This window comes from Paenarthrobacter sp. NPDC090517 (assembly GCF_044769165.1).
Classification (GTDB): Bacteria; Actinomycetota; Actinomycetes; order Actinomycetales; family Micrococcaceae; genus Arthrobacter.
On record NZ_JBIVXN010000001.1, the window covers coordinates 1,771,704 to 1,796,101 of the forward strand.

Annotated in this window: 26 protein-coding genes; 15 read left to right on the forward strand and 11 right to left on the reverse strand. The window is 61.8% G+C overall.

Features of this window, described 5'->3' with window-relative positions:
* The first annotated feature begins 32 nt into the window (after positions 1-32).
* The 3 genes from ACIQTW_RS08220 to ACIQTW_RS08230 all read left to right on the forward strand — a co-directional run bounded on the left by ACIQTW_RS08220 (position 33) and on the right by ACIQTW_RS08230 (position 3,733).
* A complete protein-coding gene (locus tag ACIQTW_RS08220; protein WP_402935901.1) occupies positions 33-1,637 on the forward strand; it encodes a hypothetical protein in 1,605 nt (534 codons plus the stop codon).
* 128 nt (positions 1,638-1,765) lie between these two features.
* A complete protein-coding gene (locus ACIQTW_RS08225; RefSeq protein ID WP_402935904.1) occupies positions 1,766-2,425 on the forward strand; it encodes a hypothetical protein in 660 nt (219 codons plus the stop codon).
* Between the two features lie 72 nt (positions 2,426-2,497).
* Entirely contained in the window at positions 2,498-3,733 is a 1,236-nt protein-coding gene (locus ACIQTW_RS08230; RefSeq protein ID WP_402935907.1) for a pyridoxal phosphate-dependent aminotransferase, read from the forward strand.
* A gap of 27 nt (positions 3,734-3,760) precedes the next feature.
* Here the strand turns inward: ACIQTW_RS08230 and ACIQTW_RS08235 are convergent, their stop codons facing one another.
* The gene (locus ACIQTW_RS08235; RefSeq protein WP_402935909.1) at positions 3,761-4,798 is read right to left on the reverse strand and encodes an alcohol dehydrogenase catalytic domain-containing protein; all 1,038 of its coding nucleotides are present in this window, start codon (positions 4,796-4,798) and stop codon (positions 3,761-3,763) included.
* A gap of 93 nt (positions 4,799-4,891) precedes the next feature.
* Here ACIQTW_RS08235 and ACIQTW_RS08240 point away from each other — a divergent pair, with 93 nt between their 5' ends.
* Together ACIQTW_RS08240 and ACIQTW_RS08245 are read left to right on the forward strand one after the other, a co-directional pair.
* Positions 4,892-5,350, forward strand: coding sequence for a carboxymuconolactone decarboxylase family protein (locus ACIQTW_RS08240; protein ID WP_402935912.1), 459 nt, complete (start codon positions 4,892-4,894; stop codon positions 5,348-5,350).
* Between the two features lie 17 nt (positions 5,351-5,367).
* Positions 5,368-6,261: a sigma-70 family RNA polymerase sigma factor gene (locus ACIQTW_RS08245; protein ID WP_402935915.1), complete on the forward strand. Its 894-nt coding sequence runs from the start codon at positions 5,368-5,370 to the stop codon at positions 6,259-6,261.
* A 103-nt stretch (positions 6,262-6,364) separates the two neighbouring features.
* On the opposite strand, the gene ACIQTW_RS08250 is transcribed toward ACIQTW_RS08245, so the two are convergent.
* Positions 6,365-6,817: a hypothetical protein gene (locus ACIQTW_RS08250; protein ID WP_402935917.1), complete on the reverse strand. Its 453-nt coding sequence runs from the start codon at positions 6,815-6,817 to the stop codon at positions 6,365-6,367.
* Between the two features lie 21 nt (positions 6,818-6,838).
* The gene (locus tag ACIQTW_RS08255) at positions 6,839-8,821 is read right to left on the reverse strand and encodes a primary-amine oxidase (RefSeq protein WP_402935920.1); all 1,983 of its coding nucleotides are present in this window, start codon (positions 8,819-8,821) and stop codon (positions 6,839-6,841) included.
* A gap of 122 nt (positions 8,822-8,943) precedes the next feature.
* On the opposite strand from ACIQTW_RS08255, the gene ACIQTW_RS08260 reads away from it, so the two are divergent.
* A complete protein-coding gene (locus ACIQTW_RS08260) occupies positions 8,944-9,534 on the forward strand; it encodes a TetR/AcrR family transcriptional regulator (RefSeq protein WP_402935923.1) in 591 nt (196 codons plus the stop codon).
* Here ACIQTW_RS08260 and ACIQTW_RS08265 read toward each other — a convergent pair.
* Positions 9,531-10,184, reverse strand: coding sequence for a LysE family translocator (locus tag ACIQTW_RS08265; RefSeq protein WP_402935926.1), 654 nt, complete (start codon positions 10,182-10,184; stop codon positions 9,531-9,533). The two genes, ACIQTW_RS08260 and ACIQTW_RS08265, sit on opposite strands and share 4 nt — an antisense overlap.
* Before the next feature lie 161 nt (positions 10,185-10,345).
* On the opposite strand from ACIQTW_RS08265, the gene ACIQTW_RS08270 reads away from it, so the two are divergent.
* A complete protein-coding gene (locus ACIQTW_RS08270; RefSeq protein ID WP_402936274.1) occupies positions 10,346-11,758 on the forward strand; it encodes an aldehyde dehydrogenase family protein in 1,413 nt (470 codons plus the stop codon).
* Positions 11,759-11,820: 62 nt separating this feature from the next.
* On the opposite strand, the gene ACIQTW_RS08275 is transcribed toward ACIQTW_RS08270, so the two are convergent.
* Positions 11,821-12,342 (reverse strand): hypothetical protein, encoded by a 522-nt coding sequence (locus ACIQTW_RS08275; RefSeq protein WP_402935929.1) that lies wholly within the window; start codon positions 12,340-12,342, stop codon positions 11,821-11,823.
* 110 nt (positions 12,343-12,452) lie between these two features.
* Here ACIQTW_RS08275 and ACIQTW_RS08280 point away from each other — a divergent pair, with 110 nt between their 5' ends.
* Positions 12,453-13,310 carry a prephenate dehydratase gene (locus ACIQTW_RS08280; RefSeq protein WP_402936276.1) on the forward strand — a complete coding sequence of 286 codons (858 nt, stop codon included), beginning with the start codon at positions 12,453-12,455 and terminating at the stop codon, positions 13,308-13,310.
* A 21-nt stretch (positions 13,311-13,331) separates the two neighbouring features.
* Here the strand turns inward: ACIQTW_RS08280 and ACIQTW_RS08285 are convergent, their stop codons facing one another.
* The 4 genes from ACIQTW_RS08285 to ACIQTW_RS08300 form a co-directional block, all read right to left on the reverse strand.
* Entirely contained in the window at positions 13,332-14,699 is a 1,368-nt protein-coding gene (locus tag ACIQTW_RS08285; protein ID WP_402935931.1) for an NAD(P)-binding domain-containing protein, read from the reverse strand.
* Positions 14,700-14,726: 27 nt separating this feature from the next.
* Entirely contained in the window at positions 14,727-15,704 is a 978-nt protein-coding gene (gene trxB / locus ACIQTW_RS08290) for a thioredoxin-disulfide reductase (protein ID WP_402935933.1), read from the reverse strand.
* A 37-nt stretch (positions 15,705-15,741) separates the two neighbouring features.
* Complete coding sequence (locus ACIQTW_RS08295) at positions 15,742-16,176, reverse strand: arsenate reductase ArsC (protein ID WP_402935935.1); 435 nt, start codon at positions 16,174-16,176, stop codon at positions 15,742-15,744.
* Positions 16,177-16,308: 132 nt separating this feature from the next.
* Positions 16,309-16,983 carry a helix-turn-helix domain-containing protein gene (locus tag ACIQTW_RS08300; RefSeq protein ID WP_402935937.1) on the reverse strand — a complete coding sequence of 225 codons (675 nt, stop codon included), beginning with the start codon at positions 16,981-16,983 and terminating at the stop codon, positions 16,309-16,311.
* A gap of 45 nt (positions 16,984-17,028) precedes the next feature.
* On the opposite strand from ACIQTW_RS08300, the gene ACIQTW_RS08305 reads away from it, so the two are divergent.
* Both ACIQTW_RS08305 and ACIQTW_RS08310 read left to right on the forward strand, forming a co-directional pair.
* Positions 17,029-17,766 (forward strand): aquaporin, encoded by a 738-nt coding sequence (locus tag ACIQTW_RS08305; protein ID WP_402935939.1) that lies wholly within the window; start codon positions 17,029-17,031, stop codon positions 17,764-17,766.
* A 30-nt stretch (positions 17,767-17,796) separates the two neighbouring features.
* The gene (locus ACIQTW_RS08310) at positions 17,797-18,606 is read left to right on the forward strand and encodes a hypothetical protein (protein WP_402935941.1); all 810 of its coding nucleotides are present in this window, start codon (positions 17,797-17,799) and stop codon (positions 18,604-18,606) included.
* Between the two features lie 27 nt (positions 18,607-18,633).
* On the opposite strand, the gene ACIQTW_RS08315 is transcribed toward ACIQTW_RS08310, so the two are convergent.
* Positions 18,634-19,206 carry a pyridoxamine 5'-phosphate oxidase family protein gene (locus tag ACIQTW_RS08315; RefSeq protein ID WP_402935943.1) on the reverse strand — a complete coding sequence of 191 codons (573 nt, stop codon included), beginning with the start codon at positions 19,204-19,206 and terminating at the stop codon, positions 18,634-18,636.
* Positions 19,207-19,319: 113 nt separating this feature from the next.
* Between ACIQTW_RS08315 and ACIQTW_RS08320 the strand changes: the two genes are divergently transcribed.
* Both ACIQTW_RS08320 and ACIQTW_RS08325 read left to right on the forward strand, forming a co-directional pair.
* A complete protein-coding gene (locus tag ACIQTW_RS08320; protein WP_402935945.1) occupies positions 19,320-19,670 on the forward strand; it encodes an ArsR/SmtB family transcription factor in 351 nt (116 codons plus the stop codon).
* A complete protein-coding gene (locus ACIQTW_RS08325; protein ID WP_402935947.1) occupies positions 19,667-20,176 on the forward strand; it encodes a GNAT family N-acetyltransferase in 510 nt (169 codons plus the stop codon). Before ACIQTW_RS08320 ends, ACIQTW_RS08325 begins: the two co-directional genes overlap by 4 nt.
* A 3-nt stretch (positions 20,177-20,179) precedes the next feature.
* Here the strand turns inward: ACIQTW_RS08325 and ACIQTW_RS08330 are convergent, their stop codons facing one another.
* Positions 20,180-22,354 (reverse strand): MMPL family transporter, encoded by a 2,175-nt coding sequence (locus ACIQTW_RS08330; RefSeq protein WP_402935949.1) that lies wholly within the window; start codon positions 22,352-22,354, stop codon positions 20,180-20,182.
* 167 nt (positions 22,355-22,521) lie between these two features.
* Between ACIQTW_RS08330 and ACIQTW_RS08335 the strand changes: the two genes are divergently transcribed.
* The 3 genes from ACIQTW_RS08335 (at position 22,522) to ACIQTW_RS08345 (ending at position 24,381) form a co-directional block, all read left to right on the forward strand.
* Positions 22,522-23,043, forward strand: a complete 522-nt coding sequence (locus ACIQTW_RS08335) for a MarR family winged helix-turn-helix transcriptional regulator (protein WP_402935951.1) — start codon at positions 22,522-22,524, stop codon at positions 23,041-23,043.
* 29 nt (positions 23,044-23,072) lie between these two features.
* The gene (locus tag ACIQTW_RS08340) at positions 23,073-23,888 is read left to right on the forward strand and encodes a methyltransferase domain-containing protein (RefSeq protein WP_402935953.1); all 816 of its coding nucleotides are present in this window, start codon (positions 23,073-23,075) and stop codon (positions 23,886-23,888) included.
* A gap of 118 nt (positions 23,889-24,006) precedes the next feature.
* Positions 24,007-24,381: a YciI family protein gene (locus tag ACIQTW_RS08345; protein WP_141280548.1), complete on the forward strand. Its 375-nt coding sequence runs from the start codon at positions 24,007-24,009 to the stop codon at positions 24,379-24,381.
* Positions 24,382-24,398 lie beyond the last annotated feature (17 nt).

The following is a 24,398-nucleotide window of genomic DNA, read 5'->3' on the forward strand; positions in this document are numbered from 1 at the left end:
GTGGGCTCCATGGAGATGAATAGGATGGTTCATTGGCAGCAATGCCGCCCACAATGAATCGCTACCCCTGGGGGACGTGCTTGGACAAGCTGCTGGAAATGCCGTTGTCGGACTGGTTCTCGTTCATTCCAGGCATTATTGCCATCTGGGCGTTGCGCGCCGCATGGCGCGCCAACCCGGAACGCCTGATGAAAAGAGCAAGAATCCGCACCATGCAGAGGCTCGGAATCAGTCCTCGCGACAGCAAGCTCAGGGTGAAAAGCATCGCCGAAAATGGACCTGCCTCCGCTGCCGACGAACTGAACTGGCTGGCCACCGTCTATCGGGGCAACGCTGTTTCGCCTGCAATGACCTGCGGAACCGGGAATCCGATGCCGCTGACTTTCTCCACATCCACAGTGGCGTTGGGTGGACTCTCCAAGGCCTACTCCCTGTACGCAGCGGAACTGCGGAAGGGTTCATTCCTGGGCACCGCCTCGGCTCCCCTGATTACCAAAGAAGCACAGACCGCCATTGACACGTCCGCGGCGCTGGCATCTGCTGCGTCTGGTGGAGGCGCGGAAGTCTCCTGCCGGTGCTGGGCTGTGCACCTGAAGCTGCCCGATGAACGGACGTTTGACCTTTGGCAACTTCCCGATTTCGAATCGGGCACACTCGCCTACGATCTTTTCGTCAGCTACAGGCGTCACAGGCTGGCGCCTGACTTCCACGAACCAGGTGCCCGAGTAAGTCCGGTGGCCATCGAAGCCGAGGATCTGGAAACGGAACTCCTGCCAACCACTGCGGTCGAATCCGGAATACTTCGGGACAAGTTCCAGAACCTGCGTACCTTTGACAGCGTCCTTCCACGGCTCATCGATTGGCGCGCCGAGCGGGACAACGGGAACGGTCGCATGAGGTTGCACCTCGCCATGGCAGAAACCACTTACGCGGCCGTTCTGACCGATCACTATCCGGCGACCTTCAGAAAACCCGGGGAGGCCGCTGGCATGCAATCCCGGGTCGCAGCCGGAGAAAATGCAAAACTTCTTACGCTGTCTACCGTTGTCATCACCGGGGACAATAAGATGCTCTTTGCGGGGCGGTCGAAGCACGCCGGATCCCACGCCGAGCTCTTTGGTCCGGCAGTGAATGGCAATCTTGAACTCCGACCCCGCGATGGCATCCTCGCTGACAGCGATCACCGGGGCATACCGGACCCCAGGCGCGCGTTGGCCCGCGAAGCCCGGGAGGAGTTGGGACTGCACTTGGATCCTGAACACATTCGCGCCCTGGGTCTGGCCAAATTCACGGTTGATAAGGAACGCGGAACCCATGTGCTGTTGTCTGTCAGCAACGTGGCCCAGACAGCCAAGGAGGTGGCCGAAGGCGTCCGCTTTGCCGATCCATTGGAGGGTCGTTGGGAAGTAGGAAGTGAAATGCTGGCGGTCCCCCTTCCCCTTCCAGACAGTGACATCGACGGGCTTCTGTCATGGTTTCTTCACAGCCCCATACTGACGCCGCATGCCGCACTTGCAGGCATCTCAACAGTCGCAAGCCACATCAGGGTCACCGCAGAGCAACTGAACCGGTTGGCGTCCTCCGGTCCAACCGGTCGTGGACCGGATCCGTCCGAGAGAATCCCGCTCCAGAGGTAGTCGTACCCCCGCCGGCTCTGCGTTCAATCGATTGGAGTTACTTCTGAATCCCAGTGACTACGGACAACTCCGGGAGTAGCCTAGTTCCAGTTGATTTAGTGGATCTCTGTCCGGCTGGGGTTTCTGCCGTGGGCCATGTGCGTTCGTCGCTGTCCGACCTTCTGGGGGTACTTTCCGACGCCGTCGCCCCTCAGCATGTCAGGTTCGACGACGGGTCCCCCACCGCCGTCGTTCCCCCGCCTGACGCCCCGGTCACCGTCCGCGCCGTCACGCTCAACCGGATGGGGAGGTCACGCCGAGACGGACCAGTCCTGGATTTGGAGCTGCGGGTCGCGGTGGAATGCCACGGCCCTGAACAGCTGGACAACATGGAGCAATTGCTGCTGGCTGTGGAACTCCATAGCCAGTACTCAGTAGTGTCCAAGGGGGAATTCCGGCCCGAGGAGTACTCCGGCGCCATCCAGCAAGGCCTGGGATTCCTGGTTCGCATCCCTGTATCCCTGCGTTTCGAGGAACCTTCCGATCTTCCCGCCCAACCTGCCACAGGAAATTCAGGTGCCGCGCGCCGGATCCGGGGACGGCTGGTTGATGTGCATAACAAGGGCATCCCCGACGCGTATATCCACGCCCATTCATCCGCTACGGCTGCCGTGAGTGATGCCACGGGACACTTTGAGGTCCTGGCCTCGGCTGATGAACTTCAGCACTTCGCTGTCGCGGTGGACGGAACTGAGCGGGAAGTTTCGGCCAGCACCAAGAGACTTCCAGTGGTTATTCGCTGGCTCTGATTCCTTAACCAATTGGACACTGATTTTTGGAACCATTTACTCGGGCGGGGCGGTGTCATGAAAAGATCTACCATGCGTCCGATGCAGCACTCCAGCAAACTTCAGAATGTCCGCTACGAACTCCGTGGGCCCATCCTCCAAGCGGCCAAGGCCATGGAGGCCGAGGGGCATCGCATCCTCAAGATGAACCTTGGGGACACAGCACCGTTTGGACTGGAGGCACCGGAGTCTGTTGTGGTGGACATGATCCATCACCTTCGCGGGGCACAGGGTTACAGCGATTCCAAGGGCATCTTCTCTGCCCGCACCGCCATCTCGCAGTACTACCAGACGCGCGGACTGATGACTATCGGCGTCGAGGACGTCTTCATTGGCAACGGCGTCAGCGAGCTCATTTCCATGACCTTGCAGGCGTTCATGGAGAACGGCGACGAAATCCTCATCCCGGCACCGGATTACCCCTTGTGGACCGCAGCAGTGACTTTGACCGGCGGCAACCCCGTGCACTACCTCTGTGATGAGGACGAGAACTGGTGGCCGGACATGTCCGACGTCGAAGCCAGGATCACGCCACGCACCAAGGGCATAGTGATCATCAACCCGAACAATCCCACCGGCGCCGTCTATCCCCGCCACATTTTGGAGCAGTTCGCTGCGCTTGCCAGGAAGCATGATCTCGTGCTGTTCTCGGATGAGATCTACGAGAAAATCCGCTATGTGGACGCCCCTCATATCCACACTGCGGCAGTTGCTGAAGACGTCTGTGTCCTGACATTCAGCGGGTTGTCCAAGGCCTACCGCATGCCCGGGTACCGGGCAGGCTGGGTTGCCGTCACGGGACCCCGGACCGCAACCATCGCCTACCGGGAATCTTTGGAACTGCTCGCCTCATTACGGTTGTGCGCCAATGTTCCTGCACAGCATGCCATCCAGACGTGCCTGGGCGGATACCAGAGTATCGAAGCGCTCATACGTCCAGGCGGCAGGCTCCGCGACCAACGGGACCTGGCGTGGAAACTCCTCACCGCAATCCCGGGCGTCAGCTGCGTGCCCGCGGCCGGCGCCATGTACTTGTTCCCAAAGCTGGACCCGGAGATCTATCCCATTGAGAGCGACGAGAAGTTTGTCCTCCAACTCCTGCAGGAGCAGAAGATCCTGGTCTCGCACGGAACAGCCTTCAACTGGCCCACTCCGGACCATTTCCGCTTCGTGATCCTGCCGGCTGTTGAGGACATCGAGGAAGCTGTTCGCCGTATCGACCATTTCCTCACTGCGTACCGGAACCGGCCTGCGGACGCACCCAAGTAAGTCGCAGTTGGGCACGCGGGAAGGCTCTTACAGCGCAGGGTCCACCATGGTCATACCAGCAGGGTTTGCCCGATCGAAGCCGGGCAAGAGCGTCGCTGCTTCTTGCAGGCCAATGGTGCGCTCAATCAGCAGCTGCGGCTGGAGCGCGCCCTGTTCGATGAGGGCCATCATGCCCGGATAGTCCACAGCGGCCATACCGTGGCTACCCAAGAGGTCGAGTTCCCAGCCGATCACACGCGCCATGGGCACTTGCGGGTTGCCGTCGACGGAAGGAAGCAAACCGATCTGGACATGCCGGCCGCGCCTCCGAAGGCTGAGGATTGCATCGGCGCAGGTCTGTTCACTTCCGACGGCGTCTACCGCCATGTGGCTGCCTCCGCCGGAGAGGACGTTGACTGCGGCCGGGATATCTCTACCGTCAGCGAGGACAGTATGTTCAGCACCCAAACGCTCGGCTACGGCCAGCGCCTCGGGGTTCCGGTCCACGGCAATGACCCTTGCACCCATCGCTTGGGCGATCATCACGACGCTGAGGCCGACCCCGCCCGCGCCTACCACGGTCACCCATTCGCCGGCCTTCACCTGCGCACGGGCTGCCAAAGCACGGTAGGCCGTGGCGAAGCGGCAGCCGAGGCTTGCCGCCGTCGTGAATTCAACACTCTCAGGGATGGCCACCAGGTTACTGTCGGCAGCGTGCAAGGCCACAAATTCGGCGAACGATCCCCAGTGGGTGAAGCCGGGTTGCTGCTGGTCCGGGCAGACCTGCGCGTCGCCGGCCAGGCACCATTCGCAGGCGCCGCAGCCACAGACGAACGGGACGGTGACGCGGTCGCCCACCTTCCAGTGCTGGACGCCTTCCCCGACGGCGTCGATGACACCGGCGAGCTCATGCCCCGGTACGTGGGGCATGGCGATGTCATCGTGGCCGGCCCAGGCATGCCAATCACTGCGGCACATGCCCGTCGCCAGCACTTTCACCACCACGCCTCCAACGGGAGCCTGGGGTTTGGCGACCTCCCTAACGTCAGGCTGGGTCCGGACCTCATCAAAAACTACTGCGCGCATCGACTGACTCTAACAATTGCCGGCCCCTGTCACACTTTTCCCGCCGTACACGACATCCCTCATGTAAGGCACCACCACTGAAGGGAAAACAACATGCCCCGCATCAACATCGGCCGCAGCAACAAGCTCGGCTACGCCGCCGTCATCGGACTCGAAGGCTATGCCCGCAAGTCAGTCGATCCCGATCTGTACGAACTGATCAAACTTCGCGCCTCCATTCTCAACGGCTGCGGCTTCTGCGTGGACATGCATGCAACCGACGGCCGGAAGCGTGGCATACCGGAAAGGAAGCTGCATGCCGTAGCGGCGTGGCAGCATTCGAAGGTGTTCTTCGATGCGCGCGAGCAGGCAGTTCTTGCCTTGACGGACGCGGTAACCCAGCTCGGCCCGGAGACTGTCACGGACGAAATCTGGAATGCTGCTGCCACGCATTTCGATGAGAGCCAGATGGGTGGCCTGATCCTCGCCATCTCCACCATCAACGTGTGGAACAGGATCGCCGTCAGCACACAAATGGAGCCGCCCGTAGATGAGAAAAACCCGATCGTCTGAGAGGTAGCGTTGGCAGCATGACTCTTGCGGTGTCAGCCACTTCGGCGTGGCAGAGCGAACGTAATCGCCTCATGGGGATCGCTTACAGAATGTTGGGCGACTTCGGGCATGCGGAGGACGTGGTCTCCGAAGTGGCGATCGATGCGGTCCAACGAGAGCGGAAAGCCGACGCGGACGGCGTGGATTCCTGGCCCGCATGGCTCACAACCGTGTGCGTACGCCGCTCTGTTGATCGGGTGCGCCAACTTGCCGCCGTGCGGGAGGAATACACAGGTCCCTGGCTGCCCGAACCAGTGGATGCGTCCAAGCTTCCGGAAGAAACAGTGGCCAACCGCGAACTCCTGTCCCTGACCTTGCTGCACCTGGCCGAACAACTGGCTCCCGAGGCCCGGGCGGCGCTCGTGTTGCATCGCGCCTTCGCGATGTCCGCTCCGGAAATCGCGGAAATCCTTGAGAAAACGCCCGCGGCCGTGCGCCAGATGATTTCACGGGCCGAGCGTCGCCTGCAGATCGATCCGGAGGCGCCAGCTCCCCGGGCCAAGGACCGCGCAGCGTTGGAAAAACTGGTTCGCGCCATCGAGCAGGGTGAGATCGACACGGTTGTAGCGATGCTGGATCGGGACGCCGTCCTCTGGGCCGACGGCGGCGGCAAGGTCAAGAGTGCCATGAATCCGTTGTTCGGCGCAGCCAGGATCGCACGCTTCTTTGCGGGCATCCTCGGCAAGGCGGTGGTTTTCGACCCCGTGGAGCCGGTACGCGCCTGGGTCATCGAGGTAAACGACGAAGCGGCCTTGGTGCTCAGGCATCATGGCCGCTCGGACGTCCTGGTGATCGACACCGCCCCGGACGGGAGCATCCGCGAGCTGCGCCAACTCTCCAATCCGGACAAGCTGACGCGGATTTCGCTCTGACCCCTGCCGTTTTGGCCCATCTTTGGCGGCCCTGGCCCACCCCTTGAGGCTGAACACCGGGCTTTGCTGCGGCAAAGATGGGCCACTTCGGCGGCTGGGTGGGTCAGGACGCCACAGCCGCCCGACGGCGGAGGCGCGCTACCAGCGTCGCGGCGAGTAACGCCGTCGTGATTTCCAGTCCGATCACGAGCAACAGCCCGGCAACGCCGGATGAAACAGCGCCGGAGGTATCAACAGCGTTCGACGCCGGTCCCCCACCGTGCGCGTGTCCGGAACCACCCGCTCCCAGCAGCAGGACGGAGTGGAGGCCCACCATGGCCAGGGCCGACGCGGTCACCTGCTGGAGTGCGCCTACGCGGCTGTGTCGCCAGATGTGAACCGTGCAGGGAACGCAGACAGCCGCCAGGCCAATCATGGCGATACCCAGCCACGCCTGGTGGTGTCCCGAGGCTGCGAGCCATAGATGCACCAGGCAGGAGACTGCCGTGAGGGCTGCGCAGATCCGGGGGTGCAGGACGGGCACGGAGGCCCGAACCCGCCCTGCGGTTGTTGTCACTGTAGGTGTCCCGGATGAGTGTTAGTGGCAGTGACCGGCGGGGTCGCCGTGCTCGCCGCGTTGGACGGCCGCTTCCGCGCTGTGGCAGCTCGAACCCGAAGCATTGGCCGGCACATCCAGGACGGGGCTGCGGTCGAAAAAACCCTCCGGGCGGAGCTTGAAGCCAACTGTGTCCACGGGCATGATCGGCCAATCTTCCACACGTGGGAAGTGCGTCAGCCCAAAGGTGTGCCAGAGGACAATGTCCTGGCCATCAATGTCGCGGTCCTGGGCCACGTAGGCCGGCAAGCCGGCGCCGCCGGAGTGCTGGTTCACGAAGTCGCCCGTGGGGTAGCGTTCCTCGTCGGAGTAGCGGGTGACCCAGAGATCCTTGGTAGCGAATGCCGCGCGCTTCGCGATGGACGACCCGGGGTCGGCGAGCAGTGTTGGCTGGTTCTCGGCGTGGAGTTTGTATCCCACCGGCTCGCCTAGTCGGTTGCGGGAGTCCGGGTTGGAAATGATCCACGTCCTGCCAGAGCGGGCGTCGGCTTCGCGGCTGGCCTCTGACTCTCTGGCCAGGACTGTGCGCTTGCGGGAGAACGCGTTGCCCCGTTCGTTACCTTCACCCATTGCCTGGCGGACCACGTCTTCTTCTTCCACGCGGTTGGTGAAGCCGTCAATGGCCATGTCCAAGCGGGCGCTGAAGAGGTGCTGGTGGAAGGGTGCACCGAGGCCCGGTGCGAGTTGGGAGATGTTGTCCGAACCGCCTTCCGGGAATGCGCTGGTGAACACGACGCCAGTGGCCTTGGCCTCGAACTCGATGGTGCCGTCCAAGTAGAGGTACCAGTAGAAGCCGTAATCGTAGTTGCCGATGGTGGTGAAGAAGGAGATCACCAAACGGCGGTTGCGGCGGGTGTAGTTGATGCCGGTCCAGAGATCGGAGTGCTTGGAAAGGATGCCCCAGTCTTCCTCGTGCATGCAGATGCCGTTGCGGATCTCGCGCGGGTTGCCGAAAGCATCGCTGATGACAGGGCTGAGGTAGGTGATGTCACCCAGGCAATCGCAGCCCAGTTCCAGAGAGTTGGCGTACTGGCCCACCAAATATTCGCCCGTGTCGAAGTAGTTCTGCCATGACCGGATGGGGGAAGGATCGCCGTAGGGAACCACCATTTCTGCGATCGAGGCCCGGTTGATGATGGGGCGCTTTTTGTCGCCATCCTGGAAGGCCAGGTTGTGGAGGACAACTCCTTCGCGGACGTCGAAGCCGACGTTTACGCTCCACTTTTCCCACTCAACATGGTTGCCGCCGGTGACAGTGAAGCTCGGGCCCTCCGGCTGGGTGATGCTGATGGGTTTCTGGGTTTCGCGGAGGGGGCCTGTCAGTTCAGGATCCGCGTAATTTCCGTGCTCCGCCGGGATCGGCATCACGCCGAGGTCGATGACCTGGGTGACTTCCTTATTCACCACATCCACGTAGGCCACCAGACCGTCTACGGGATGCGCCCACGCGCTGTCTTCCGGGAAGTCCTGGACGAAAGCGAGGCCACGCAAGATGCGGCGACCTTTCTCGTCGTCGTACTCGAAGACGCCGGCGGACAGTGGAGCAACGCGTACTTTGGCGACGTCCAGGTCGCGGGCCGCAAGCGCGGCGAGCCAGCGCTCGTCGCTTGCGAGGAGTGTTTCCACAACCTCGAATTCCTCTTCGAGCACGGGGAGTTCGCCGGAGACCTTGGTATCCAGTTCGATGGCTTTCAGGATCTCGCTGTGGGTCACGGAGACGAGGACGTCGCTGGGAGCCCCGCCGGAAATGTCATGGATGAAGACGCGGAAACGGCGGTCCTGCTCCGACTGGCTGCGGGCCGGGTCCACCAACCCCAGGTAGGCGATTCGCTTCTCGGCGCCAAGGTGGCCGGCGGCCTGCAGTATCCCCTGCACCTGGGAGATTTCGGCTCCCGTTGCCATTGCGTACTGCGTTTCCTCAAGGGCGACGGCGTCAGTTGCTGTCTCAGTTGCTGTGGGCGTCATGGCTGCCTCATGTCCGGGACCTAAATGGGTCAGGATTTATTTTCTATAGATGTAGAGAATAACCAAAACGTAAGATGGGTCACAAGACCTGTCCGCCATTTATTTATTCGGGAGCCCCTTCAGTGCCAAAGATTGTGGACCACGATCAACGACGCCTCGAACTGGTGGACGCAACCTGGCGCATCATCGCCAGACTGGGCATGGAAGGCGCCACTATGCGGGAAATCGCAGAGGAAGCAGGCTTCGCCAACGGCGCCCTGAAGCCCTACTTCCCCACTAAGGACCTACTCCTGACGTCGGCCTTCGGGCACGTGTTCAACCGCACCAACCAGCGCATCGCCGCCATGACCGAGGGACTCTCCGGCGTAGCGGCCCTCCGCGCGTTCTGCGCAGAAGTCCTCCCACTGGACGAGGAGCGCGTCAACGAAGCCCGCATCGTGATTCCGTTCTGGCAGAAGGCACTCAATGATGCCGAGATGGCCACCCTGCACAGCGAGTCCATGGGCCAGTGGCACACCACCATTACCGCCCATTGCGCAGCAGCCCGCGCGGCAGGAGAGATCCACGCCCCCATCGGGGACGCCGCCGTCGCCGATCACCTGCTCAACATGATGCTCGGCGCACAGATCGTTGTGGCCCTGTCCCCCGCCGAGCATTTCTCGCAGGATTTGGCAGGGCAATTGGATAACTACCTGGCGCTGCTGGCCGGCTAGGTGGTGGCGCCGGAGGCCACCACGCCCGCGCCGAGCCCGGCGATCACACCGCTGCTGACACGCTCGACGACTGTACTCACCTTGGGGCGCTTGAGCCACCGCATCGCCTTGAACGCCACGACGGCGATCATTGACAGATAGGCGAACGCGATCACGGCCACCACTACGCCGAGAATAAGCGAGGTGCCCATGGTGTCCCCTCCGTGTGGGATGAACTGCGGGACCACAGCCAGGTAAAACAAGCCAACCTTGGGGTTGAGCAGCGTGGACAGTGCCCCGGCTGCCAGCGCGGAGAGTCGGCTGTATGGGAGCGGCGCGTTCTCTGCTGCTCCGCCTGCTGTAGCTGCTTTGGCCGCCTTTGCTGCCCTGCGGGACCTTATGAACGACGAGACACCCAAGTACAGCAAGTACAGGCCGCCCGCGATTTTGACCCAGCGGAACAATTCCGCGGACTGCTCCAGAATGGCGGCGAGGCCCACTCCCACCAATGCAGCCCAGGCAATCGCGCCAATCGCAGACCCTGCGGCCGCAGCAATTCCTGCACTGGGACGGTTCAATGCGATACGCAGGACCAGGAAAGTGTCCGGCCCGGGGGTTACGGACAGAACCAGGCAAAGGCCGGCAAAAGCTGCGAGGGAAGCGAGAGTCACAAGCTCGATTATCAGGCACGGGGCGTTGAACGGAAAGCGTTCGCTTCCCGTCAAGGGCTGTTCGTGCATAGACAAGGCTCATGCGCATGATGCCGACCACACTGGAAGCATCGCCGCGTGCCTCACCGGCCGCCAAGACTTACTACCCGAGCGGAGTACCAATGGAGACTTACGACGCCCTGCTGGCCTCGATCACCCCGGCCCCCGGACAGGACAGCCGCACCATCCTTGATCCAGCAACGGGCGAAGCTGTCGGCGAAGCCCCTATTCATACCGTCGAGGACCTCGAAGCCGCCATCGCGGGTGCTGCGGCCGCCCAACCCGCTTGGGCTGCCTTGGGCCACGAAGCCAGGTCCGCCGCCCTCATGAAGGCCGCCGACGCCGTCGAACGTTCCGCCGAAGAACTCGCCCAGCTGCTCTCCCGCGAGCAGGGCAAGCCATTGAACGGCCCGAACGCGCGCTTCGAAGTTGGAGCATGCGCCGCTTGGCTCCGCGCCACGGCCGCCACACCACTTGACCCTGAAACCGTGGTGGACGACGGCGAAACGCACGCTGAGCTGCACTATCGGCCCATCGGCGTCGTCGGTGCCATTGGTCCCTGGAACTGGCCGATGATGATCACCGTGTGGCAGATCGCGCCCGCCTTGCGCATGGGTAATGCCGTGGTGGTCAAGCCGTCCGAGTACACACCGCTCTCCGTACTGGCGCTGGCCTCGATCATCAACCAGGAACTGCCCGACGGCCTGCTGTCCGTGGTCTCCGGCGGCCGCGACGTCGGCGAATCCCTGGCCGCACACGACGCGATCGGCAAGGTCATGTTCACCGGCTCCACCGCCACGGGCAAGGCGATCATTCGTTCCTCGGCCGATACCGTCAAGAGGCTCACGCTGGAACTTGGCGGTAACGACGCCGGTATCGTCCTGCCCGATTCCGATCCCAAAGCTATTGCGGAGGGGTTGTTCTGGGGCGCATTCATCAACACCGGCCAAACCTGCGCCGCGTTGAAGCGCTTGTACGTACACGAGTCCCAGTACGAGGCTGTGTGTTCAGAACTCACTGCTGTCGCCGCTGCCATGCCGATGGGTAACGGCTTGGATGAGAACAACGTTCTTGGTCCCCTGCAGAACCGGCAACAGTACGACATCGTGGCCCGGCTGGTGGAAGCCGCTAAGGATTCCGGTGCCCGTGTGCTGCTGGGTGGCAACCCCGACGCCGACGCGCCCGGCAACTTCTATCCCACCACGCTGGTCGCGGACATCGACAACGACAACCCCTTGGTTGCCGAGGAACAATTCGGCCCAGCCCTGCCGATCATCAAATACAGCACGGTTGACGAGGCAGTCGCCAAGGCGAACGCGCTCGACGTCGGACTGGGCGCCTCAGTCTGGTCCTCCGACTTGGGTGCCGCACGCGAAGTCGCCTCCCGGATCCAGGCCGGCACGGTGTGGATCAACAAGCACGGCGCCGTGGACCCCCGTGTCCCGTTCGGCGGCGCGAAGCAGTCCGGCTACGGCTTGGAGTTCGGCGCCGAGGGCCTCAAGGCTCTGGGTGTCCCACAGGTCATCAACGGCTAACCCCAAGGTGTGCTGGCCCAAGTAGGTCGCAGTTCAGGCCGTTCTGAGCCGTCAAAACGGCCTCAACTGCGACCTACTTGGGTTTCCGGTGCCCGGCGTAGGGCCAGTGCTGTCGCCAGGATGATCACGCCGGAGACGGCAATGACGACGGCGGCCAAAGAGGGCTCGAACCTGGCGAAAATGGCTGCGCCACAGGCAAGGACTCCCGCCCCCGCCATGAAGGCTCTTCGGGCGCTGGCAGCCCAAGCGATGAGTGAGATGCCGAAGAACGCGCTGTAGTGGAAGCCCAAAGCGATGTCCGCGATGAAGAAGGCAACGGCAACGAAGCAGAGCAGCCCGGCCGCGCTGGTCCAGTGGTTCAGACGCCGACAGTAAAGGTAGACGATGAGCGCTGACAACAAATTCAGCCCATGAGACGCCACCAGCCATGGCCCTGCCGGCCGTACGTATTCGCCCACTTCGCCTGAAAGCATGAAGGTCCACAGGAGCGTGAACAGCCCAATGACTGTGCCTGCAAACCTTGCAATCCGCTGCTCGTTGACCTGCTGTGCCTTTTTCGCGTGGAACGCCATCGCAGTCGCCATCGGCTGCCCCCAATCCTTGCTGCGAACCTAGGGCCGGTGGCACCCACTTGTCCAGTCACAGGGTGGACGCGGTTGGGAGGCCGGAGGCTCACCGTGTAAACATGAGCAACATGCCCCAGAAGATTGCGTACCAAGGTGAGCCCGGAGCCAATTCGGATCTCGCGTGCAAGGAAATGTTTCCCGAACTCGAAAGCGTTCCGTGCGCCAGCTTTGAGGATGCCTTTGAACTCGTGTCCACAGGCGAAGTCGATCTGGCCATGATCCCGATTGAGAACTCAATCGCCGGACGTGTGGCCGATATCCATGTCCTCCTCCCCCAGTCGAAGCTGCAGATCGTGGGCGAATATTTCCTACCCATCCGTTTCGACCTTTTGGGCATTCCGGGCAGCACCATCGAGGGCGCCACGGAGGTCCACAGCCACATCCATGCACTCGGACAATGCCGCAGGATCATTCGGGAAGCCGGCCTCAAGCCTGTTATCGCCGGTGACACCGCGGGCTCGGCCCGCGAAGTCCGGGACTGGAACGATCCCCGCAAGCTGTCCCTTGCTCCTCCACTAGCCGCTGGCCTGTACGGCCTCGAGGTCCTGGCCTCCGGCGTCGAAGACGACCCGACAAACACCACGCGCTTTGTTGTTCTGGCCCGTGAACGCGAGCTCCCCAGCAAGGAAGAACTGCCCGGTCCCGCGATCACCAGTTTCGTCTTCCGCGTTCGCAACGTTCCGTCCGCCCTTTACAAGGCACTAGGCGGCTTTGCTACCAACGGCCTCAACATGACGCGACTGGAGAGCTACATGGTGGGCGATGAGTTCGCTGCCACCATGTTCCTTTCCGACGTCGAAGGGCATCCTGAGGACGCTCGACTCCGCAGGGCATTGGAGGAACTGGAGTTCTTCACCACGGAGGTCCGGGTGCTCGGTGTCTACGCCGCGGACGGTTACCGGGAACGGAACACCGTCACTGCCTGAAAACGCTGGCGGCCGAGCCTTCTACAGGCCGGAGCGGCCGTGAGCCACTCCTGTGGGGATGCCGATGAGCACCGGTTCGGGAGCCGAGCAGCAGTCCGCTTCTGCCTCCATCGCCGAAGCATCGGCAGCGGGAACGTCACAGCTGGTACCTGCGTCGGAAGAACATACCCCGGTCTCCGGCAGTTCAAGGTGAACAGTGTCTGCTGCCAACTGATCCCCGGCGAGCGCGGCAGCCACGGAGCGGACCTGCTCGTAGCCGGTGGCCAACAGAAAGGTGGGCGCGCGGCCGTACGACTTCATGCCGACGATATAGAAGTCCTTCTCCGGGTGGGCGAGGACCTTCGCGCCATGCGGCGGGACCGTGCCGCATGAGTGGAATTCGGGATCGATCAGCGGGCCCAACTCCGTTGGCGCTTCAACAGCAGGGTCCAGGCCGAGCCGAAGCTCCCGGAGTATCTCAAGGTCGGGACGGAACCCGGTGCAAGGCACGACGACGTCAGTCTCCACAGTGCGCCCGTCACCTGCCTTGACGGTCAGGCCGCCCTCCGAATCGGTCAGGGAGCCAATGCCGAAGCCTGTGTGCAGTTCGATGGTGCCGGCTTCGACGAGTCGACGCAGCCGCGAGCCGAGCTGGCCGCGGGCAGGCAGCCCGTCCGCGTCACCGCCGCCGTATACCTTCTCCGCGGAAGCACTGCGGATTGCCCAGAGGATCTTGGTGTCCGGCTCATCTTTGGCCAGTTGCGCGAGGTTGATCAGAGTGTTCGCAGCGGAGTGGCCTGCGCCAACCACCAGGACTCGTCGACCAGCGAACGATTCCCGATCCCGCACGGAAACATCAGGCAGAGGCGAAGAGATGCGGTCTGTTGCACGATCTTCACCGATAGCGGGCAACCCCGAGGTTCCCAACGGGTTCCGGGTGGCCCAGGTGCCGGAAGCATCGACGACGGCTGACACTGTGTAATCGCGGACCTCGCCGGCGTGTTCAACCCGGACCATAAACGGGGTGGTGTCGCGATCGCGAACATGGGTTTTGTCGAGCCCGGCGCGGGTGACTGCGATGACGCGGGCGCCGGTTTTCAGGCGGGAAGCGATGGAGGGGAGTTCCGCCAGCCGGGTGAGGTAGTTATCAATGAGTTCCCCGCCATAAGGAAGGGCGGTGGGGCGAGGCGATTCCCAGCCTGTGGGCTCAAGGAGCCGGACAGCTGCGGCGTCGAGATTGAACCTCCATGGCGAGAAGAGGCGGATGTGACGCCATTGTTCGATGGCTGCCCCTGCAGAGGCACCCGCTTCGAAAATGATCGGCTCGAGGCCGCGTTCGAGAAGGTGCGCTGCGGCTGCCAGCCCAACCGGGCCTGCCCCGATGACTGCGATGGGGAGGTGCTTATCCATGATTGCTCTTATCTCCGTAAGGGGAACTCAGAAGTGGGTGGGCTCTTCGACCAGCGCGGTGGCGATGCTGTGGGCGTCTTCCAAGGCTGCGAGGTAGCGCTCGGCATCGAGTGCGGCTGAGCAACCTGTGCCCGCTGCTGTAATGGCTTGGCGGTAGCGGTGGTCCACCGCGTCGCCGCAGGCAAAGACGCCCGAAAGGTTAGTGCACGTAGTGGGTGAGTCCACCTTGATGTAGCCCTCGGCGTCGAGGTCCACTTGCCCCTCCACGAGTTCGGTCCGCGGCAAGTGACCGATCGCAACGAAAATACCGGTGGCCGCTTGCTCGCGGGTTTCGCCGGTCCGGGTGTCCTTCAGGGTGACACCGGTGACTTTGGTATCTCCGTGGATCTTGGTGATAGCAGAGTTCCACGCGAAGGTGATTTTGGGATTGTCCTTGGCTCGCTGGGCCATGATGCGGGATGCCCGAAGTTCATCCTTACGGACTACGACGGTCACGGACTTGCCGAAACGCGTCAGGAAGGTAGCTTCTTCCATGGCGGAGTCTCCGCCTCCAACCACAATGATGTCCTGTTCACGGAAGAAGAAGCCGTCACAGGTGGCACACCAGGAGACACCGTGCCCGCTGAGCTTCTTCTCTTCTGGAAGCCCGAGCTCCTTATATGCAGAACCCGTGGCCAGGATGACCGCCGACGCCTCATGAGTCTCGCCACCTCCAGTGACCACATGCTTGAGGTGACCCTTGAGATCAACCTCAGTGACGTCGTCGAAAACTATCCGCGCACCAAACTTTTCCGCCTGTTCCTGGAGCCCATCCATGAGCTCCGGGCCTTGGATCCCACCCGGGAAACCGGGAAAGTTCTCTACTTCCGTGGTGTTCATGAGGGCGCCGCCAGCAGTGACCGAGCCGGCCAGAACCAAGGGCTTAAGTCCTGCGCGGGCGGCATAGATAGCTGCTGTGTAGCCGGCAGGGCCGGACCCGATGATGATCAGCTGTTCGGGGCTCACGATTTCTCCTTGTAAGGGTCAGGTGACAGGCGTGGGATTACTGGGCGTCGATGTGCCGAGCCGGCAGGATTTCTGTAAGGAGATTCTCGATGCGGGTCTTGATCTCATCGCGGATGGGACGAACAGCTTCCACGCCCTGACCAGCAGGGTCCTCGAGTACCCAGTCCTCATAGCGCTTGCCGGGGAAATAAGGGCACTCATCTCCGCAGCCCATGGTGATCACCACATCGGATTCCTTGACGGCTTCCGTAGTGAGGACCTTCGGGATTTCCGCGGACATGTCGATGCCGAGCTCAGACATGGCTTCAACTGCAGCAGGGTTGACTTTGTCTGCTGGCTGGGAACCAGCTGACCTGACCTCAACGGCACCCTTGGAAAGGGTAGTGAGGAAAGCGGCAGCCATCTGCGAGCGTCCTGCGTTATGAACGCAGACGAACAGAACGGACGGTTTCTTGGCAGTTTCGGTGCTCACGGATTCTCCTGTGTCGGTTTGGGTTGGTCTGGTTGTGGCCATTCCGCACCCATGCCGCGATGTATTGATGTTCATCGATGCATTGAGTATCGGACCATATATTGATGATTGTCAATATATGAAAAACGGGAGCTAGGAAGCACGGAGGCGAGGGGCGAGATCATGAACGCGGCGTGAGATATCCGCAAATGCATCTTCAAACGCTTCCTTACTGTCAAGTCGGACGGGATCCGGAATGGACCAATGAATGCCGTGCAAACCCGGCAATTCCTCGTGGGCGTTATCGCAGACAGTGACCACCAAATCCTCGTCACTCACCACTCGGTCTATCAGGCAGGGTTTTGCACCCGCAAGGTCCAATCCATGACGGCGGGCGACCTCCACGGCACCTGGTGCCACATGTTCCGCCGGATGAGTTCCCGCCGACACTGAAGGAATGTCACTGGCGGTTTGCCACAACGCTGTTGCCAGCTGCGAGCGCGCACTATTCCGGGTACAAACGAACAGGACGCGCCTGGCCCCGTGCTCGCGGCCGGGAGTGAGACCTTCCAGCGCGCCAGGAGCCAGCCGGACATAGCTGCGCCGCTTGTCACCTTCTGAACGATGCCGAACCGCCAAACCTGCAGCCTCCATGGATCGTAAATGGTGCGATAGCAAGTTGGCCGGCATGCCCAATTCCGACTGCAACTCCGTGGGCGACAAGTCCCCCAAGGTCAGCAGGTCCACAATGCGCAGCCGCGCAGGATCGGCCAAGGCCGCGTACTTAGCGGCCCTCTCCAAGAGGCTCGAGTTTTGCTCAATATTCATTGATTCAATTTTGACTGAACTAGTTTCATAGGTCAAGCTGTTCCTATGACTACTCATTCGCCCGGGCTGTGGCGCCGCGCCCTCGCTGAAGCTTTGGGGACCTGCATGCTTGTTGCCATAGTTGTGGGTTCGGGAATCGCAGCGCAGCAGCTCTCCCCAAACGACGTAGGCCTGCAGTTGCTCCAGAACAGCACGGCCACCGTGCTCGGATTGACGGTGCTCATCCTGATCTTTGGACCAACCAGCGGGGCGCATTTCAACCCGGTAGTGTCCCTCGTGGACTGGATCCTGGGCAGGCGAGCCGGAATCGGGCTGTCGGTGAAAGAACTTGGCATTTACGTTGCATCTCAAACCGGTGGGGCGATCGGCGGCAGCGTGCTGGCAAACGCCATGTTTGAGATGGGCACGACAATCTCCAGCAAGGATCGCGCAACTCCTGGCCATCTGCTGGGTGAAATAGTGGCCACAGCCGGATTGATCCTGCTGGTCTTTTCCTTGGCTGCCACCAAGAGGAGCTCCTTGGCAGCCCCCGCTGTTGGTGCCTACATCGGGGCAGCTTACTGGTTTACTTCCTCGACCTCCTTCGCGAACCCTGCAGTGACCGTAGGAAGAATCTTCAGCGACACGTTCGCAGGCATCGCACCCGGCTCAGCACCGGCCTTTGCCCTGGCGCAACTGATCGGCGCCGCCATTGGAGCCGGCCTTCTCCTAGTGCTTTTTCCTTTGGGTTCAAGCGCCGCGGAAAATGTCGTCGTGCCGCACACAGTGGACGTGCGCCCTTGATCCAACCTGGTAGCCGGGGGAAATGCTGAAGTGAAGAAGAAACCAGCCCAATGGCACACGACGATTTTTTTCGGCGCGATGATCATGGTCCTCGTGGCCGCCTTTGCGTGGATAGCCCACAGCGTCCTGCTTGAGGCATCCCCGTTCTTCGTCCTGGGGGCTGCGTATACCTTCCTCCTGTTCCGAGAGATCCCGCAAGCTTCCCGTGCCTATACGGTGATGCACTTCGCACTGCCCCTGATCCTGTTCTCATGGCTCTCCGCAGAAGACGACCTTGGGGTACCGGCAGCCGCCTCATGGATCCTGGGGTTCATCGCAGGGGCGATCGCCAGCGGATACCCGTGGACGGGAAAGCGTCCGCAAACTAATAGGGGCGACAGCAGCGGCGTAGAGGGCAAAGAATCTGCTGGAGGCCCACGCTTGTTCTTGATCAACTCAGCCTGCGTGGCTGTCCTCATGGCAGGAGGCTTGTCCCACCTCATCTTCCAGAGTCCGACGGCGGCAGTCGGCTCAGTTTTGGCGGGCGCCTTGATCTGCGGCTGGGCATTATTCCGCTTCCCACCCTCGGCACTGACCAGGAATATGCTCCTCCTGACGATCCCCGTCGAGTTCTTCCTGCTGATCTTCCTGGGCGGGAACACCAGCCAGCCGGCTCTTCCGTTCGCGTGGACCTACGGCGCCTTGTCAGGCATCCTCTTGGGCGGCAACTACTGGAGCGGACCACTCCGGGGTACACCCCGGCCACCCTTCAGCGGACCAGAAAAACGACGACGAAAGCGCAAAAAAGTGCGGCGGTCCCGGGAAAAGCAAAAGCAGAACGTACCCGCAGCGCGCCCTTGACCTTGGCACCCGCACGCTTGACGCGGCTCAGACGACTGCTGGTGCCGCAGGGTCAAAGTCGTAAGCGGCAAGGCCATCAATGCTGGTGCGGTTCTTGGTGATCCGGTAGTCAGCACTCCCGTCCACGCCCTTGCGTTCAAAGTACGGACCCAACAAATCGCGGTGACCCTCAAAGCTCATCAAGGGAACGCCCCACCCGCATGAATCCGAAACACGGTGGACGTCAACAACAATGACGGCCCTCGCACCAGGTTTGTCGTCGAAGCGCTGAGCAAGAGATCCGAAGTCATGGTCATACCGGGTGACGACGCGCCCGGTCCCGTGGAGGCGGACGATATTCGGGCGCCCGTCGAATGCACAGAACATCACGGTAATCCGGCCGTTCTCCCTCAAATGGGCTATCGTTTCGCTCCCACTGCCGGTGACATCGAGCCAGGCAAACGTATGCTCATCAAGAACCGCGAAGGTGCCCGGAAGCCCGCGGGGAGACACGTTGACGTGCCCGTCGCCGGACAATGGAGCGGTCGCAATAAAAAAGACCACTTGCTGTTCAATAAACTTGCTCAACCGCTGATCGATTGCCCCGTATACCTTGCCCATGGGCAACACGCTTCCACGGGACGCGAGCATGGTTCAAACCTGTCTCATGAGGCGGTACGGGCGAGGCAACCGGCTTACATTGATGATCGTCAATGTTCCGGCATAATTGTTATATGACTGCACTACCCACACTGGATCCTGCCACCGGGCAGGACTGCTGCGACCCGATGGGTCAGCCTGCCTTGGGTGCAGAGGAAGCCAGGCGGAAGGCAATGGTGTTCAAGGCCCTCGCCGACCCCAACCGGCTGCGGCTTCTTTCCATGGTCAAAGCTGAGTCTTCCGGTGAATCCTGCGTGTGCGATCTCACTGAGCCATTGGGCCTCGGCCAGCCAACCGTGTCGCACCATCTGAAGATTTTGGTGGATGCAGGCCTGCTGCACCGGGAGAAGCGCGGCACGTGGGCCTACTACTCCCTGGTACCGGGTGCCTTGGACGACGTCGCCGGCATTCTGGCCAAGCTGTGACAGTAACACTTAGGGCAATGAAGCCTGAAGACTGGTCGGCTGTCCGGGAGATTTTCCAGGAAGGCATCGACACCGGCTTCGCCACGTTCGAATCATCCGCACCCGAATGGGACGCTTTCAATAACTCCAGATTGCCTGAGCACCGATTTGTGGCAATCAGCAAGGAGGGCACCATCTTGGGCTGGACCGCCGTCTCCCCCGTTTCCTCACGACCGGCCTACGCGGGCGTAGTTGAGCACTCCATATACGTGGCTGGCGCCGCGCGCGGCCAAGGCGTTGGGAAACTGCTTCTCCAGGCACTCGCCACCTCCACCGAGGCGAAGGGAATCTGGACCATCCAGTCCAGCATCTTCCCCGAGAACGAGGCCAGCATTCGACTCCACCAGGCCAATGGTTTTGCCATCGTCGGACGGCGGGACCGTATTGCTCGCGTGAGCACCGGACCCGCCGCCGGACAATGGCGCGACACCCTGCTGCTGGAGCGCCGCTCGCCGGTCATCGACTGACGATTATCGGCCCACCGATGCCTCTTCCTCCTCGCGAGGAGCGGCCGGCGCCGACGAAGACTCCCGTGCCAGCTTCCCAGGCCACCAGATCTTGCTGCCGATGTCGTAGGCCAGCGCAGGAACCAGCAGGGAGCGGACCAGGACCGTATCCAGCAGCACACCAAACGCCACAATAAACGCGAGCTGCACCAGGAACATGATGGGGATAACACCAAGAGCCGCGAACGTAGCAGCCAGGACCACTCCGGCAGAGGTAATGACACCACCGGTAACAGCCAATCCCCGCAGGATTCCCGGACGTGTCCCATGCTTCAACGACTCTTCACGGACACGACTCATCAGGAAGATGTTGTAATCCACGCCCAGGGCCACCAGGAACACGAAGCCGAAGAGCGGCACGGTAGCGTCGGCGCCGGAGAATCCGAAGACTCCATTGAAGACCCACGCCGAGACACCCATCGCAGCACCGTAGGAAAGCACCACAGAGAGCACCAGCAGCACGGGCGCCACCACCGACCGGAGCAGGAGCATCAGGATGAACAGGATGACCACCAGCACGATCGGGATGATGACCACCAAGTCGCGTTGCGCAGTGGTGTTGGTATCCAGTGCTGTCGCCGTGACCCCACCCACCAGAGCGTCGGCGTCGGCCTCCTTAACTACCACCCGTAGCGACTTCACCGCTTCTTCAGCTTCGATCGAATCCGCAGCTGAGTTCAACGTCGCGTTGATCAACACCCTGCCCTCGCGGACAGCCGGATCAGCAGGAGTCCCGGGAGCGCCGGTGATGGGAACATTTCCATCAGCCAACAGGTAAGCGTCGCCCACGCCGCCGGCCGCTTTAACCTTCTCCAGCACCTGCTGCGCGGCACCTTCGGAAGCGACCACGACGGCGGGGCTGCCGCTGCCGGCGTCGAAGTGGCGCGCCAGCGCTTCCTGGCCGTCGACGGCGTCGGAAGCAGAGAGAATGACGTCCGTTTGCGGAACGCCGTTAGCCTTCAATTGCATCAAGCCGGTAGAGGCAGCGAGGAGCAGCAGCACGGAAGCCACCCACACGACGCGCGGCCGCTTGGAGACCAGACGGCCCGTGGCGCGCCACAAACCCTTTTGCCCCTCAAGTCCGGTGACAATCTCAGGTTCGCGTTCGTCGTCGGGCAGCAGCTTGGGCCGGAAGGGCCAGAAGGCGGCCCGTCCAAGCAAAGCCATCAACGCGGGCAGGAGTGTCAGCGCGGCGAACAGGGAACAGAGGATGCCGGCAGCTGCCACGGGACCCAGCGCTTTGTTGGAGTTCAGGTCCGAGAAGAGCAGGCAGAGAAGGGCGATGATCACGGTGGCACCAGAAGCGAGGATCGGCTCAAACGATGCCTTCCAAGCTGTAATGACTGCCTGCGTGCGGTTAGTGGTGTGGGTCAGGGCTTCACGGAACCTCGCAACATACAGCAGTGCGTAGTCGGTAGCCGCACCAATCACAAGAATTGAGAGGATGCCTTGGCTCTGGCCGTTCAATTGGATCCAGCCGAGCTTGGCCATGCCGAACACCAGAAGAATCGCGGCGCACAAGGCGAAGACCGACGTGAACAGCACCGCCAGCGGCAGCACCACCGAGCGGTAAACCAGCAGCAGGATCACGAACACGGCACCCAGGGCAACCAGCAGCAGAATGCCGTCGATCCCGCCGAATGCGTTGACGAGGTCCGCGGTCAGGCCAGCTGGCCCAGTGACGAACGCCTGCATTCCGTCCGGAGCACCAGGCTGCACGACGTCGCGCAGCTCCTGGACTTTCTCCCGCAGCTCATCGGAGGACGCCATGGGAACAATGAATTGAACGGCTTTGCTGTCTTCGGATGGAATAGGCCCGACGACGGCGCTCCCCAGCCCAAGTGCCTCAATGTCGGCTTTCAGTTGGGCTGCTTCGCCCAGCTGGGCCGGGGTAAACGCGGTGCCGTTCTCCACGATGACCACAGCCGGAATCTCCTCGGAGTCCCGGAACTTGGCCTGCCAGTCGCCAGCTTCCGTGGCTTCGGCGCCAGCGGGAAGGAAGGAGGCCTGGTCGTTCGAGGAGACTTCCTCCAATCGCCCAAAGGTGGGGCCGCCAACGCCTGCGATTCCGAGCCACGTAATGACCAGCACCACGGGCACAAGCCAGCGCAGCCAGAACGGTACTTTCTGCGAGTTCATGAGTCCTTCTTCTTTGGGGATGATGATGCGACCTTTATTCCATCATAGATTATCTCTATCATGGAACTATTCATAGATCGCAGAACTGCTGATGCCGGATTCCGGGACCGCTGGGAGTAATATCCGGAAGGCAGTAAATACGAGACGACGCTGGCAGGAGGGCGGACATGTCGGACCCAACAGTCCCGCGACCTGAGGCGAGCCGCCCCCAAAACGCAGCTCCCCAGGAACTTGTGCGCCTCCTGCAGGACTTCACACTCGAAGCGAACCACTACGTGGACGCAGCAGGTGGCCGGAACGACATGCACCGCACGGACCTGAACGCACTAGCCGTCATCATGCGCCATTCCGCAGCGGGCAAAGTTGTCACGCCCGGCGTTCTCCGTGCCGAACTCCGGCTCAGCTCCCCCGCCACTACTGCGTTGGTTGATCGCCTGCATGCGTCCGGGCACGTGGTGCGCGAACGCCTTGGCGCGGATCGCCGGCAAGTCCAGTTGCAGATGACACCCAAGGCGTACCGGGATGGCAGCGCAATGTTCATGCCGTTGGCTATCCGCATGGGAAAGGCTATGGCCGCGTACAGCCCTGAGGAGCTGGAGCTTGTCACCCGGTTCATGACAGACATGGTGGAAGCCACCCTGGCAGCCCGCGAGGAAGCCACCCAACCCGACGCAACGCGCTCCACCTAAATTCACCTTCCAAGTTGTAGCGTTTCCCTATGAACGCGCAGCAGCCTGAAGATGTCTATACCCACGGACACCACGAGTCGGTTGTCCGGGCCCACGCCTCACGGACGGTCGAGAATTCGGCCGCGTTTGTGATCCCCCATCTCACCCCCGGAACGTCAGTGCTCGACGTCGGATGCGGACCAGGCAGTATCACTTGCGACTTCGCGGGGCTGGTTGCGCCCGCTCAAGTGATCGGTTTGGACCGGTCCGCCGACATTGTCGCTCAAGCCACCGAACTGGCAACCGAGCGCGCCGTGGACAACGTGACCTTCCAGACGGGCAACATCTACGACCTCGACTTTGAGGACGAGTCCTTCGACCTCGTCCATGCCCACCAAGTCCTCCAGCACCTGACCGACCCCGTCGCCGCCCTCCGCGAGATGCGTCGCGTGGCCAAACCCGGGGCGATCGTGGCGGTGCGCGACGCCGATTTCCACGGCATGAGCTGGTACCCGGAAGTCCCGGAGCTGGACGACTGGATGGAGCTCTACCAAAAGATCGCCCGCCGCAACGGAGCAGAACCCGACGCCGGTCGTCGCTTGGTTTCGTGGGCTCAGCAAGCAGGTTTCACCCAGGTGGCACCAACCAGCAGCAACTGGCTTTACGCCACCGCGCAGCAGCGCGCGTGGCAATCCAGGGTATGGAGCGAACGGGTGCTGCACTCAGCGTTCGCCGAGCAAGCCCTTGAGTATGGATTCGCCAACGAGGCCGATCTCGCCAGGATCGCCGCGGGCTGGCACCGGTGGGGAGCCACGGATGACGGATTCTTCCTCATTCCGAATGGCGAGGTCATTGCCCGGGCTTAGTCCTCACAAAAAAGGTAATCTTCGCAAAAGGTTTGCCCAAGCATGTAGAAATGCCCACCGCAGTTCCGACCCATGAGTGAAAGCACCCACAAAGGGCGCTCCTCACAAGGAGTTTGAGATGAAATACATGATCATGATGTTCGGATCGGCCGAGGGCATGATGGAGACAGCCGATCCAGCCTGGATCCAGGAAATGATCGGGTTCATGATTCAGATCGACAAGGACCTGACGGAGTCCGGCGAGATGGTGTTCAACGCCGGCCTGGCTGATGGCAGCACCGCGAAGCTGGTCAAACAGACCCCCGACGGCGTCATTACCACCGACGGCCCGTTCGCAGAGTCGAAGGAGTCCCTGGTGGGCTACTGGGTGGTCGATGTGGCCAGCGAAGAACGTGCCGTGGAGATCTGTTCAAGCATCGTGAAGTACGCGCAAGTGGTTGAGCTTCGCGCAGTCCAGGAAGCTCCGCCGCAGGAAGCTTTGCCGGAGGTCTAACTGGGTTCCCCGCGGGA

Coding starts and splice junctions, on each gene's coding strand:
- ACIQTW_RS08230 (WP_402935907.1), top strand. CDS start 2,498: ATGCGTCCGATGCAGCACTCCAGCAAACTTCAGAATGTCCGCTACGAA.
- ACIQTW_RS08235 (WP_402935909.1), bottom strand. CDS start 4,798: ATGCGCGCAGTAGTTTTTGATGAGGTCCGGACCCAGCCTGACGTTAGG.
- ACIQTW_RS08240 (WP_402935912.1), top strand. CDS start 4,892: ATGCCCCGCATCAACATCGGCCGCAGCAACAAGCTCGGCTACGCCGCC.
- ACIQTW_RS08245 (WP_402935915.1), top strand. CDS start 5,368: ATGACTCTTGCGGTGTCAGCCACTTCGGCGTGGCAGAGCGAACGTAAT.
- ACIQTW_RS08255 (WP_402935920.1), bottom strand. CDS start 8,821: ATGACGCCCACAGCAACTGAGACAGCAACTGACGCCGTCGCCCTTGAG.
- ACIQTW_RS08270 (WP_402936274.1), top strand. CDS start 10,346: ATGGAGACTTACGACGCCCTGCTGGCCTCGATCACCCCGGCCCCCGGA.
- ACIQTW_RS08275 (WP_402935929.1), bottom strand. CDS start 12,342: ATGGCGACTGCGATGGCGTTCCACGCGAAAAAGGCACAGCAGGTCAAC.
- ACIQTW_RS08280 (WP_402936276.1), top strand. CDS start 12,453: ATGCCCCAGAAGATTGCGTACCAAGGTGAGCCCGGAGCCAATTCGGAT.
- ACIQTW_RS08285 (WP_402935931.1), bottom strand. CDS start 14,699: ATGGATAAGCACCTCCCCATCGCAGTCATCGGGGCAGGCCCGGTTGGG.
- ACIQTW_RS08300 (WP_402935937.1), bottom strand. CDS start 16,983: ATGAATATTGAGCAAAACTCGAGCCTCTTGGAGAGGGCCGCTAAGTAC.
- ACIQTW_RS08305 (WP_402935939.1), top strand. CDS start 17,029: ATGACTACTCATTCGCCCGGGCTGTGGCGCCGCGCCCTCGCTGAAGCT.
- ACIQTW_RS08315 (WP_402935943.1), bottom strand. CDS start 19,206: ATGGGCAAGGTATACGGGGCAATCGATCAGCGGTTGAGCAAGTTTATT.
- ACIQTW_RS08320 (WP_402935945.1), top strand. CDS start 19,320: ATGACTGCACTACCCACACTGGATCCTGCCACCGGGCAGGACTGCTGC.
- ACIQTW_RS08330 (WP_402935949.1), bottom strand. CDS start 22,354: ATGAACTCGCAGAAAGTACCGTTCTGGCTGCGCTGGCTTGTGCCCGTG.
- ACIQTW_RS08335 (WP_402935951.1), top strand. CDS start 22,522: ATGTCGGACCCAACAGTCCCGCGACCTGAGGCGAGCCGCCCCCAAAAC.
- ACIQTW_RS08340 (WP_402935953.1), top strand. CDS start 23,073: ATGAACGCGCAGCAGCCTGAAGATGTCTATACCCACGGACACCACGAG.
- ACIQTW_RS08345 (WP_141280548.1), top strand. CDS start 24,007: ATGAAATACATGATCATGATGTTCGGATCGGCCGAGGGCATGATGGAG.